Source organism: Dokdonia sp. Asnod1-B02, from assembly GCF_045063955.1.
Classification (GTDB): domain Bacteria; phylum Bacteroidota; class Bacteroidia; order Flavobacteriales; family Flavobacteriaceae; genus Dokdonia.
In genome coordinates this window covers 2,870,660-2,883,957 of sequence record NZ_JBEFNW010000002.1, presented here as the reverse complement: position 1 = coordinate 2,883,957, position 13,298 = coordinate 2,870,660, and the positions used below count along the sequence as shown (strand labels likewise).

Sequence of the window (13,298 nt, the reverse complement as noted above, 5' to 3'; positions counted from 1 at the left end):
GACTTTATGAAATTAATTAGCAGAAATACGGCTCTTGTAGTTGGTATCACACTTTCGACTTTATTCGTTTCTTGTGATGAGCAGGGAACTAGTCAAGACACATCGGTCGCTACTACAAGTGGTGCAAACCCAAATGTAGTACTTACCGCAACTGAGGTTGATGATATTAGAGCTAAGTTAGGAACTGTTCCGTTGTTTGATAGTTCGCTAGCTATAGCAAAACAAGAAGTAGATGCAGCTATGGAAAATGGGATACAAGTACCTATTCCAAAGGACATGGCTGGAGGTTATACCCACACACAGCATAAATTAAATTATACCATACTTCATAAGGCAGGGGTGATTTTTCAGCTCACGGGAGAAGAGAAATATGCACAGTATACGAGAGATGTATTAATGAAATATGCAGAGATGTATCCTTCATTACCACGTCACCCGCAAGAACGATCATATTCTCGTGGGAAGATATTCTGGCAATGTCTCAATGATGCAAACTGGTTAGTGCATATGAGCCAGGCGTATGACGCCATACGTAGTTGGATACCAGAAGAAGATCGTGAGACTCTTGATACAAAGTTATTTCGTCCGTTTGCAGATTTTCTGTCTGTAGAAACACCACAATTTTTTAACCGTATTCATAATCATAGCACTTGGGGAACTGTTGCTGTAGGTATGATAGGTTTAGTGATGGATGATGATGAGCTAGTAGATAGAGCATTATATGGTATTAAAAATGATAGTATTTCGTCAACAGCAATGGATAATGATGGCGGCCTCATAAAGGCGGAAGGTCAAAAAACAGGTTTTCTTGCAAATCTAGACGAGCCATTTTCACCAGATGGTTATTATACAGAAGGGCCGTACTATCAACGATATGCGATGTATCCTTTTTTAGCTTTCGCGAAAGCGTTAGAAACCAAAAAACCAGCACTTAAAATATTTGAATACAACGGTGGAGTTTTAATAAAAGCAGTAGATGCATTACTTAACCTCACCGATCAAAATGGTGATTTCTTCCCTCTTAATGATGGTCAAAAAGGAATGTCTTATAACACTGCTTCCTTAGTATCTGCAGTGGATATTGCTTATTATTATGGGAATCAAGACGCACGTTTACTTTCGGTAGCGCAACAGCAAGGACAAGTAGAACTTGATATTACCGGTCTTGCAGTAGCTCAGGCAATTGAAGCGGGTAAAGCAATCCCATTTACAAAAGAATCTGTTTTACTACATGACGGTCCAAAGGGCAATCAAGGTGGTGTTGCTATTCTAAGAGCAAACTATGAGTCTGGCACTACCGTACTCGTTATGAAGAACGCGAGTCACGGGCTTAGTCATGGGCATTTTGATAAACTCTCTTATTCTCTTTACGAGGATGGGGAGGAGATATTACAAGATTATGGTCTGGCGCGTTTTGTAAATGTCGAACAAAAGAATGGTGGTGGTTATCTAAAAGAAAATACGACATGGGCAAAACAGACGATTGCTCATAATACGGTAGTGATTGATGAGACATCGCACTTTAAAGGTAGTTTTAAGGAAAGTTCAAAGCATCATCCAGAGATTATCACTTTTGATACCAATGATAAAAAACTGCAAGTAGTAAGCGCTACAGAAAATAACGCGTATCCTGGAACGGAGATTACACGCACTATGATGATGGTAACACCAGAAGGTGGTAGCAAGCCATACATTATAGACATTAATCAAATAAAGAGTGACCAAGCGCATCAAATAGACTTGCCATTTTACTATCATGGGCAGGTGATTTATACTGGTTTTGATGTAGAATCATCGCGAGAATTGCGACCGCTAGGAACTGGAAATGGCTATCAACATATTTGGAAGGAAGCGACTGGTACTCCTAAAGACGCCAGTAGCCAGTTTACATGGCTTAATAATAACAAGTTTTATAGCGTTACCACACTTTCAAACAGTAAGGATACCTTTATTCTTGGACGTGTAGGGGCAAATGATCCATCGTTTAACCTACGCAGAGACCCTATGTTTATACATCGTAAAACTGGAGTAAAAAATGCAGTATACGTTCAAGTAATAGAGTCTCATGGTACATACAATGCGGTTACAGAAAAAGCGCAGGATGCGTATGCATCTGTGGCATCTATAGCTCAAGAAAAAGCACCAGAAGGATATGTGGCTATAAAAATCACTATGCAATCTGGGGAGGAGCAACTTGTGGTGGTGGTAGATAACGCTTTCGCGAAAGCGCAACACTCCATTACCATATCAAATCAAACATACACCTGGAAGGGTAATTATACTTTAAAACAAATTAAAAACTAAGAATATGAAATCATTTGGAGCAAGTAAAGAATTTATAGAAGGCAACGACATTGAGTGGGAAGTTGTAGGTGAAGGAGTTAAACGTAAAATAATGGGTTATGATGACAAGATCATGCTTGTAAAAGTACATTTTGAGAAGGGTGGTATAGGACCTATGCATGAGCATTACCACTCACAAGTTACTTACGTAGAAAGTGGATCTTTTGATGTGACTATCAATGGTAAGACTAAAACATTAAAAGGAGGTGATTCTTTTTACATACCACCACATGAATTACATGGAGCAATTTGTACTGAAGCAGGGGTACTAATTGACGTATTCTCGCCAATAAGAGAAGATTTTATGGAATAGTTAATATTTTAACACATTAATTTTTGTATTAACAGAATATTATACCCATATTTGGTAAACCAATTTGGTTGACCAGTTTGGTAAACCAAAAAAAAAGGACAGCTTCGACACCGTCCTCTTTACTATTACTTCTGGTACGAAGTATAAATAAGCTCAGCAAGCTTATCTGTTGTAAATGTATGAAATAGCATACAGAGTTTAGAGCAGTTAATATGTTTCTGAGGATTATTTAATAAAACAAATTAATTTAATCTAAATCATTAATTATGAATGTAAAAACTAAGTTTTCCTTAGTCCTTTTTCTTTTATGCGGTGTTTTACTGTATGGACAGGAGAGTTACTTATTAAAGGGTACAGTTGTTTCTGAAGAAGGGAATTCTCCTATTCCTGGAGTGAATGTATCAGTGCTTAATTCTCAAACGGGAGTTTCTACTGATTTTGATGGTAACTATGAGATTTCAGTTACCGCAAACGATATAGTGCAGTTTACATATGTAGGTTTTACTCCACAAGTAGTTACGATAACTGGACAGACTAGAGCAGATATAGTCTTAAAAATTGATGCAGGAACGCTAGATGAGGTTGTTGTAATTGGGTATGGGTCTCAATCTAGAACAAAAATCACGGGTGCTGTAGGAAAAGTAAAAAACGAAGATCTTGATCAAATAGCTGTAGGAACCGCAAATGAAGCCTTAGTAGGTCAAGTAGCAGGTCTTAATATACAAGCTACAGAGGGAGAAGCAGGATCAAATTCAACTATCAACATTAGAGGTATTGGGTCAATAGCAGGAGCTAGTGGACCTCTTCTTGTAGTAGATGGTGTTGTACTAGATGCCGAATTTTTAAACACAGTAGATGTAAATGATATTGAATCTGTAGAGGTTCTTAAAGATGCGGCTTCGGCGGCAATCTATGGTTCGCGAGCATCTGGTGGTGTAATAATTATTTCTACAAAACAAGGTAAGGAAGGTAAAACTCGTTTTAGTTACAATACTTTTACTGGTTTTAAAGAAGCTAGACAGAGTGATGATTATGACATAAGTGTAGCAAAGTCACATGCAGAAGAGCTTGCGCAAACTGGCGAACTTTCTTTGCGTTCTCAGTATAGAGAGCTTTTAGGTATAGATCAGTCTTGGCAAGATCGCATTTTTGACGGTGGTATTATTGAGAGTCACTCTCTAAGTGCTAGAGGAGGTAGTGAGAAAACAAAATTTAATACATCACTTTCTTATTTACATGATGAAGGTGTACTTCTTACAGATGATTTTAAGAAATATAATTTTAGATTAAAGGTAGACACAGAAGTAAATGATAAGTTTTCTTTTGGAGCAAATATAGCTCCGTCTTACACAAACAGAAGACGTTTTGATGGTTCTACACATGATATATTGAGACAACAACCTTGGTTGCCTACGTATCACGATGAAAATTCAATTCAGTATGTGGACAGAGAAAATTTTCCTAATGTACAAATAGGGGATTATGCTAAGGAGCGTCACTTTGACAACTATGATCTTTTTGGAGACGGAAGCGAGTTAGTAGATATAAGTACTACAAGTAATACCAATCCGGCAGCAAAAGTATTAGAAAGACATAGAACAGATGAGCAGTTTAGAATGTATGGCAATTTTTATGGAAAATACAAACTAGCCAAAGGACTTAGCTTTAAAGCTACCTTAGGTGGGGATTATCAAAACAGAAAGCAAAGACGCTGGCAAGGTGTTGAAGCTAGTCGTAACGGAGCTTCTGCAGCGCAGTTAGATCTTGATACGTTTGAGCAAATTCATATCTTGACTGAGGGGTTATTATCTTATGATACTTCTTTTGGATCGCATAATATAAGTGCTATTCTTGGAGCATCGGCAGAGAAGTGGGATCGCGAGTATAGTGCTATTGGTGTAAATGGATTTTCAAATGATTTAATACAGACTCTAGGTGGAGGTACTTCTGTAATAGAGAATATTTCATATAATACAGAGGAGCGTTTAGTTTCTTTCTTTGGACGTGTTAATTATTCCTATGAAGATAAGTATTTGGCTTCTGCAAGTTTAAGAACAGATGGACATTCATCTTTTGGTGTAAATAATAAGTATGGTTACTTTCCAGCTGTATCTCTTGGTTGGAACCTTGCTAGAGAAGATTTCTTAAGTGAGAGTGATGTAATAAGCGATTTGAAGTTAAGAGCAAGTTATGGTTTTACAGGGAACAAAGATATCAGTCTTGGTAGTGGTGTAATTTCAGATAATATTGAGTTATATCCTTCTTTACAATTATACGGACCTAATTCTGCAATTTTTGGAAACGAAGTTTCTAGTGGATTAGCTCCAATAAACGTTGCAAATCCAGATTTACAATGGGAACGTTCTAGTGAAACAAACGTAGCTGTAGATTTTGGTTTCTTTAATGGTAGAATATCTGGATCGATAGATGCCTACAATAAAGTATCTGATCAATTATTATTAAGTGTGCCTATCTCAACTACAACAGGTTTTAGAGAAGGACTTGCAAATCGTGGAGAGGTTGTTAATAGAGGTATCGAAGTAGAGTTACGAACCCGTAATATCACTAATGAGAAATTCACATGGAGAACTACGATACTAGCATCTACAAATGAAAATGAATTAACTGACTTTGCAGGAGCAAGCGGACTTATCACAAATGTTGATGATAAAAGAGCAGCAGAGTGGATTACACTAGAAGGACAGCCTATATCTTCTTTTTACGGTTTTGTAGTAGATAGAGAAGTACCTGTAGAATTTATAACAGATCCTTATGCAGTTGTAGGAGGAGAAGCTCAGGATGTATACGTAAGAGATTTAAATGGAGATGGATTAATTGATAATGATGATAAAACAATTATAGGAGATCCTTTTCCAGATCTTGTATGGAGTATAGCAAACGATTTCCAAATAGGAGATGTTGATTTTAGCTTCACATTTCAAGGAAGCTGGGGAGCAGAAGTGCGTAACATAGCAGATCAATATATATTTAATCACTTTAGTAGTCGTGAGGGTACAAACCTTGACGTAGCTACAGATCAGAATTTCTTACAACAAAAGATTTTTACAGATGCTATCATCTCAGATGCATCATACGTAGCGCTACGTACATTAAATCTAGGTTACACGTTAGATACAGACCTTATAAGTCAAGTAGGTCTTAGTAAAGCTAGGGTGTATGTTTCAGGACAAAACCTGTTATACTTCACAGCAGATGGTTATACTGGATGGAATCCAGAATCATATCAAAATGAAGGTGCATTAAATGTAGGATACCAGCGTGGAGGAAACCCTATAGCTCGTACCATATCATTAGGATTAAACTTAGAATTTTAAAATAAAAAGACAGAACTATGAAAACATATAAATTTTTAATGATGTTATTAGTTGTTGTGAGCTTTGCATCTTGCGGTGACGATTTTTTAGAGCCTGTACCAACAGCCGTGTTGGTAGGTGATACTTTTCCAACAAATGAGAGTGATCTTGAATCTGTTCTTACTACAGTTTACGATGCGCTACAAGGAGTTAATAGTCTTGAGATTACAGATAATAATCTTAATCATGGGCAGCAAATAGAGTTTTACGTAACAGAAATGTTAAGTGATAATACAAGATCAAAAAGTGGAGAAGGAGAAGCAGGCCAGTTTGATAGCTTTACTGTACAACCTACAAACGGTTTTGTGTTTGATTACTACCGTAGTATGTACAGTGTCATTACAAGAGCAAATCTAGTTCTTGAAAATATTGACCTAGCAATTACAGATGGTGATCGTATGGAGGGAGAAGCTCGTTTTATGAGAGCATTAGCTTATTTTAATCTTGTGCGTTCTTTTGGAGATGTACCATTAATAGACAGACCTATATTAATAGAAGATGTAGAGACACAATTTACACGTGTGCCTTCTAGTGAAATCTATAGCTTTATTGTAGCAGATTTACAATCTGCGGCTTCTAAGTTAGGAAGTACGACTACGGCAAATAGAGCATCAAAAGCAGCTGCTCAAGGAATTTTAGCCAAAGTGTATTTAACACAAGGAAGCAACTATGGAGAAGCTCAAGTACTACTTGAAGAAATTATAGCTAGTGAAGAGTACGCTCTTGAATCTGATTTTAGAGATGTGTTTTATAACGAAGCAAATGGTGAAAACATCTTTACTGTTGGTTATGTAGCGAGTTCTTCTTTAGATAGTCAAAACTTTTCGGCAGAGATGCTCAACGGTGTAGGACGTACTAGTGGAGTAAATTATGTGACAGATGAGGCTATTGCAGCTTTAGATGAATTTGGAGGTGAGAGAGCACAATATTCAAAGCGCGTTGATCCTGGTCAAACTACACAAACTCAAGTTGTAAAATATTTACCTAATGGTGATGCAAACTTAGGAATTGAGCCTACAAGCTCAGATCCTACAAGTGCAGGTAATGATTGGATTATACTAAGATATTCTGATGTATTACTTATGCACGTCGAGGCTATTCTAGCTGGAGGTGCAGTAACACAATCATCAAATGCTTTAGAATCTTTTCAAGCAGTTAGAAATAGAGCAGGCTTGACTGATATTGTAGAAGAAGTTACATCAGAGCAATTACTAATAGAACGTCGTGTTGAATTAGCTTTTGAAAATCATAGAATCCATGATTTAAAAAGATTTGGAGCAGCACAACAAGTACTAACTGATTTTTCTAATGCCAACGGACATAGCTTTAGCGCTACAGATCTCTTATTACCACTTCCTCAGTTTGAGGTTAACTTGAGTAATGGTCAATTGACGCAAAATCCAGGCTACTAATAATAAAAATAATACTATGAGATATTTTATAACACCAAGAAAATTTGTTTTTCTTTTAATAGGTATAGTTATTTCAGTTTCTTGTGAAAATGAATTAGATCTTCCAGAGGCGGGAAGTCGCGCAGATACAATGCCTCCAGAAGCTAACTTTTCTGCTACAAGAGATGTAAATAACTTTGACATTTATACATTTTCAAACCTTTCAACAAGCGCAACAACATATGCTTGGGATTACGGAGATGGTAATACGTCAACGACAATTGATGGTCAAAATCAATATGCAGCAGAAGGAGTATATACGATTACATTGACAGCTTCAGATGCTTTAGGTATGACAAGTACATTTTCATCAGATATTGAGGTGATTGAGCCAGAAGAACCAGATGCGATTATTCCAGTAATACTAGAAGCTAGTTTTGAAGATAACTCTTTACCAGATGGTACTGGAGATGGACGTGATTCTTGGAGAAACTCTGATTTAGGAGGAGTTATCCAGATCAACACAAGTTCTTCTGTTCCTGATGGAGGGCAAGCAGCAAAATTTCCAAGTGACGGGAGCAGAATTGCATACCAAGAAATTGAGGTGACGCCTAATACAGATTATACTATTACGTACTCTTATAGATTAGAAGGAGCCGGAGGAGAAGCAACTGTTGCTATTTTACCAGGTGGAGGTTATACAGATCTTACCGTGGCACAAGGCGCTGCAATTGTAGAGTTTACAGGATCTGAAGAAGATTACACTCTTACTACACTTGATTTTAACTCTGGGGTAAGCAGCACAGTGAGTATTCTTATATATAATGCAAATGTAGAAGCAAGAGTAGATAATTTTACTGCAGCAGTACAATAGAACAATTATGTTGAAGACTTTCATATTATTAAGCACACTATTACTTTCTGTAAGTTTGTCCTTTGGGCAAACTTCAGAAAATAGTGGTACTTCATCTCTTGAACAAGATGAAGTTAGTGCTAGTAAAATATCAAAAAGAAAGAAAAAGCGTAAAAAATATAAGTTACCAAAGGTAGATCTATCTCACTGGAAAGTAACAATTCCAGTAGGTGAGCCTAAGATTATTGAAGTGGACCCTCCAGAGATTTTGGATTATGCAACAAATGAAGTTTTAAAGCCCTACATGTACAATGACTCTACAAAAGGAGCTCTTGTTTTTCATGCAGTACCTGCACAGACCACTACAAATACAAAATATTCTAGGTCAGAGCTCAGAGAGCAAATGGTGCCAGGTAATAATTCTGTAAACTGGACTTTTGCACAAGGTGGTAAACTTAAAGTGAAAATGGCCATGGATAGAATTTCTCGTGATGAGAATGGCAAGTATCACAAAACAATTATTACGCAGATACACGGTAGACTTACTAATGAGCAGCGTGATGAGATTGGACAGAAAGATAATAATGCGCCTCCTATATTAAAGATTTATTGGCAGAATGGCAAAATAAGAGTAAAAACAAAGAAGTTAAGAACGCCTGACGTAGGACCTGTAGAAATTTTAAAAAAAGAATCGTGGGTTGATGATGAAGGGTTTAATTTTGAACAAAATGTAGGTTTTAAAAAATTTACAATTGAGGTAGAAGTAGAAGAAGGTAAAATGGTAATTTCCCTCAATGGTCAAGAGTATAAAACCTATGAAGATATACACATGCAACGATGGGGAGTTTTTGAAAACTACTTCAAGGTTGGTAATTATCTTCAAACGAGAGATGAGAATGCTTATGCAGATATTAGAGTTTACGATATAGAAGTTAAGCATTAATTAAAATGGTAAATCACATTGTTATCTATTATAAATCAATAACTTTCTATAACTTCTCAACTGATTTTTGAAGAAGCTTAGTTGAGCTGTTAAGAAATTAAATTGTTACGATATGAAACTGGAGACACGTACAAAGACGATTGAAAATAATGATTCTGGAAAGGCAATCATAGGTCAAATTAGAGATATTATAAATCTCAAAAATTTGGAACCAGGTGATAAGCTACCTTCAGAGCGTATGTTATCTGAGCGTTTTGAGGTGACTCGTAGTAGTGTAAGAGAAGCCATTCAAAAACTAGAGTTTTATGGAATTCTAAAATCTATACCACAGAGTGGAACTTTTGTGGCAAATATTGGGGTCATTGCTCTTAATGGGATGATAGATGATATCCTTAAACTTGAAGATCCAGACTTCAAATCGTTAGTCGAAACTCGAATTTTGTTAGAACTTAAAACTGCTAGACTAGCTGCATTGAGACGCACAGATTGTGATCTCAAAAAAATGAGAGAAGCACTAGATGCTTACACAGAAAAAGTAATTAATGGTGAAGACGCGGTGCAAGAAGATTTACTTTTTCACCTTGCTATTGCAAAGGCATCAGGTAATAGTACCATGAATAATTTCATGCTTATTATCACTCCAGAAATTATTACAAATTTTGAAAAATATCACGTTTGTGATTCCGGAATGTCACAATCGGCCATAGAAGAACATGAGAAAATTTATCTCGCAATCGAGCAACAAAATCCTCAGGAAGCAAAGGCAATGATGAAAAAACACTTTAAAGCTTTGTATCAATATTGCTATAATATTTAAGGTATAAAGTAAGCTTTCGCGAAAGCGTAAAACTCAAAGAAAAGTTGAAAATATTAAAAGTCATGTACGCATGGCTAGGGTAATTTTTTGCCCTATTTAAAGTAACTAATTAGATTTAAAATTATAGTTTATGAAACTTAAAGGACTAAGATGGTGGGTTGTAGGACTTATAGCGCTGGCAACTGTTATTAATTATATAGACCGCCAAGCTCTAGTTGTTTTATGGCCTAGCATAGCAGAAGATTTATATCCAGATAAGACCACTACCGAAAGAAAAGAAATTTACGCTTTGATATCGGTGGTTTTTATGTTTTCATATGCTTTTGGACAATCCATTTTTGGAAAAATATTTGACAAGATTGGAACCAGGTTTGGTTTTGTATTATCAATAGGGTTCTGGTCCATCGCGACAGCATTACACGCACTAGCAAATGGAGTATTGAGTTTCTCAATCTTTAGATCAATTTTAGGAATCTCTGAAGCAGGTAACTGGCCTGGAGCGGCCAAAGGAAATGCAGAGTGGTTCCCAGCCACAGAAAGAGCATTTGCACAAGGATTATTTAATTCTGGAGCCGCTATAGGTGGTATTGTTGCAATCCCCACGATTGCCTTCTTGACTGTTTATTTTAGCTGGCAAATGATATTCATAATCATAGGACTTATTGGTCTATTGTGGTTAGTTCCTTGGTTAATTTTAGTAAAAGCACCACCTAAGAGCCACCCTTGGTTAACAGAATTAGAAAAACAACATATTCTAAAGGGTCAAAAGATAAAAGAAGAAACAGAAGAAGGTGAGAAATTAGTTGAGTACAACCCTTCGGTAGGAGAGTTGCTATCAAAGAAGCAAAGCTGGGGTGTGATTATAGCCTCTGCAGCGATAGATCCAATATGGTGGTTATTTGTTTTTTGGATCCCTATATACCTTTCAGAAGTGTATGGCATGGATGTAAAAGCCATTGGAATCTACGGATGGGTTCCTTATGTAGGAGCTATGTTTGGAGCTTGGTTTGGTGGTTTATTAGCACAAAATAGATTAAAATCAGGATGGAATATTAACAAGACTCGTAAGATGGTAATAACACTAGGTTGTGTCATTATGCTTCCTGCGCTTCTTGCATTATCAAATCCAGGATCACCTATAGCAGCTGTTTTAATAATGGCAGTAGTGCTATTTGGGTTCCAAACAGCAATAGGAAATGTGCAAACACTACCAAGTGATTTGTATGGTAAAAAGACAGTAGGTACGCTATCAGGTTTTGCCGGAACAGCGGCAAAACTCACAGGAGCAGGGCTCGTTGCATTAGTACCTAAATTAACAGTAGGTGGTAACTATACACCAGCATTTGTAATAGGTGCAGCATTAGCATTTATTGTAATCGCAAGTGTATGGATATTGATACCTAAAATTGAACTTCTTAAATCAAATAGATAATAATAAAAAGTAAAAATTAATATTATGAGTAACAAAGGAAAAGTAGCCGTTATAACTGGCGCCACAGGAGGAATAGGATTTGCAGTAGCAAAACGATTAGGTCACGATGGATATACCGTTGTAATTAACGGAATTCAAGATGAAGAAGGAGCAAAAAGACTTGAGGAGCTTAAGGCAGATGGTATTACTGCAGAGTATTATGGCTTTGACGTTACTAATGATGAAGCGGTAACGGAGAATATTAAAAAAATAGGGGAGAAGTACGGTAAGATTGATGTGCTTGTAAACAACGCTGGAGGACTAGGTGGTCGTTCAAGATTTGAAGAAATGACTACAGAGTTTTACAGATTTGTAATGGCGCTTAACTTAGACTCAGTATTCTTTGCGTCTAGAGCAGCAATACCATTCCTTAAGAAAGGAGATCACCCTACAATCATTAACTATACATCTAATGCTGGATGGAATGCAGGTGGACCAGGAGCAGGTATTTATGGTACTTCAAAAGCTGGAGTTCACACAATCACGAGAGCACTAGCAAAGGATCTTGCAGAATATGGTATCCGTGTGAATGCAGTATCACCAGGAACTATTGATACACCTTTCCACAAGCAAATTAAAGAGACTAAGCCAGAAGTGTTTGCTTCATGGGCAAATAATATTATGTTAGGTCGTCTTGGTCAGCCAGATGATGTAGCGGGTGTAGTATCATTCCTTGCGAGTAAAGATGCGGCCTTCTTAACTGCCGAGACAATTCAAGTAGGTGGTGGTCAAGCATTAGGTATTTAAAAAAAAAATATATTCTTAGAATATGAGTAAAGTAGTCACTTTTGGTGAGATTATGTTACGGCTCTCTACAGAGCGATTCTTGAGATTTTCTCAAGCCAAAACTTTTGGGGTAACCTATGGTGGAGGCGAATTTAATGTAGCAGTCTCACTTAATAATCTAGGCGTCTCTGCAGACTTTGTTACTAGGCTTCCTAATAATGAAATAGGCGATACAGCACTTCAAGAAATTAAAAAAATTGGAGTAGGCGATAAGTATATAACAAGAGGTGGAGATAGACTAGGGATTTACTTTCTAGAAACAGGAGCCGGAACAAGAGCTAGCAACGTGGTCTATGATCGCGCTGGTAGCTCTATGGCTACTATCACAAAAGGATGTTTTGACTGGGAAGCTATTTTTGAAGGTGCAACATGGTTTCACTGGAGTGGTATTACCCCAGCAATATCAGAAGCAGCAGCGCTAGAGTGTCTAGAGGCTGTAAAAGTAGCAAGTAAGATGGGACTCACCATCTCTACAGATTTAAATTACCGTTCAAAGCTTTGGAAATGGGGCAAGGAGCCTAAGGATGTAATGCCTGAACTTCTTAACTATAGTAATTTGATATTAGGAGATATAGACACTGCTTTTTTTATGCTAGGTGAGGACAAAGTAGGTCCTAACTATCAAGATGAAAAATCACTTCCTGTTTTGTATGATAAGCTTTTTAAACTATGCCCTAACCTCAAGCAGGTTGCGACCACATTAAGATACTCTGTGAGTGCATCTCACCAGCGCATAGGAGGATTATTATATGATGGAGAGCAAGTGTATAGAGCACACATACAAGAAGTAACGCCCGTGGTAGACCGCGTAGGTAGTGGAGATGCATTTATGGGTGGTCTAGCCTTTGGCCTCATAGATGACCCTATAAACAAGCAGCGTGCAGTAGATATTGCTGTAGCGTCTTGTTGTTTAAAACATACCATTTATGGTGATTACAACTTGGTCTCTTTGCAAGATATAGAACGATTTATGGATGGAGATCAATCAGGAAAAGTTTCAAGATAAT

At 37.1% G+C, this 13,298-nt stretch carries 10 protein-coding genes; all 10 read left to right on the top strand.

All coding sequences use genetic code 11. From position 1 onward, the window contains the following. Positions 1-6 precede the first annotated feature (6 nt). The 10 genes from ACJJVU_RS12985 to ACJJVU_RS12940 all read left to right on the top strand — a co-directional run bounded on the left by ACJJVU_RS12985 (position 7) and on the right by ACJJVU_RS12940 (position 13,297). Positions 7-2,304: an alginate lyase family protein gene (locus tag ACJJVU_RS12985; RefSeq protein WP_405226209.1), complete on the top strand. Its 2,298-nt coding sequence runs from the start codon at positions 7-9 to the stop codon at positions 2,302-2,304. 4 nt (positions 2,305-2,308) lie between these two features. Next, complete coding sequence (locus ACJJVU_RS12980) at positions 2,309-2,656, top strand: cupin domain-containing protein (RefSeq protein WP_013749808.1); 348 nt, start codon at positions 2,309-2,311, stop codon at positions 2,654-2,656. A gap of 266 nt (positions 2,657-2,922) precedes the next feature. Next, positions 2,923-5,991, top strand: coding sequence for a SusC/RagA family TonB-linked outer membrane protein (locus tag ACJJVU_RS12975; protein ID WP_405226205.1), 3,069 nt, complete (start codon positions 2,923-2,925; stop codon positions 5,989-5,991). Between the two features lie 17 nt (positions 5,992-6,008). Next, positions 6,009-7,442: a RagB/SusD family nutrient uptake outer membrane protein gene (locus ACJJVU_RS12970; RefSeq protein ID WP_405226202.1), complete on the top strand. Its 1,434-nt coding sequence runs from the start codon at positions 6,009-6,011 to the stop codon at positions 7,440-7,442. A gap of 16 nt (positions 7,443-7,458) precedes the next feature. Beyond that, positions 7,459-8,295, top strand: coding sequence for a PKD domain-containing protein (locus tag ACJJVU_RS12965; protein WP_405226199.1), 837 nt, complete (start codon positions 7,459-7,461; stop codon positions 8,293-8,295). A gap of 7 nt (positions 8,296-8,302) precedes the next feature. Beyond that, positions 8,303-9,217 carry a polysaccharide lyase family 7 protein gene (locus ACJJVU_RS12960; protein ID WP_405226196.1) on the top strand — a complete coding sequence of 305 codons (915 nt, stop codon included), beginning with the start codon at positions 8,303-8,305 and terminating at the stop codon, positions 9,215-9,217. A 112-nt stretch (positions 9,218-9,329) separates the two neighbouring features. Continuing rightward, the gene (locus ACJJVU_RS12955) at positions 9,330-10,034 is read left to right on the top strand and encodes a FadR/GntR family transcriptional regulator (RefSeq protein WP_298326078.1); all 705 of its coding nucleotides are present in this window, start codon (positions 9,330-9,332) and stop codon (positions 10,032-10,034) included. Positions 10,035-10,164: 130 nt separating this feature from the next. After that, positions 10,165-11,466, top strand: coding sequence for an MFS transporter (locus ACJJVU_RS12950; RefSeq protein ID WP_405226193.1), 1,302 nt, complete (start codon positions 10,165-10,167; stop codon positions 11,464-11,466). Positions 11,467-11,490: 24 nt separating this feature from the next. Next, complete coding sequence (locus tag ACJJVU_RS12945; protein ID WP_298326072.1) at positions 11,491-12,252, top strand: SDR family NAD(P)-dependent oxidoreductase; 762 nt, start codon at positions 11,491-11,493, stop codon at positions 12,250-12,252. A 22-nt stretch (positions 12,253-12,274) separates the two neighbouring features. Next, positions 12,275-13,297 (top strand): sugar kinase, encoded by a 1,023-nt coding sequence (locus ACJJVU_RS12940; protein WP_339847192.1) that lies wholly within the window; start codon positions 12,275-12,277, stop codon positions 13,295-13,297. The last annotated feature ends 1 nt before the right edge of the window (position 13,298 follow it).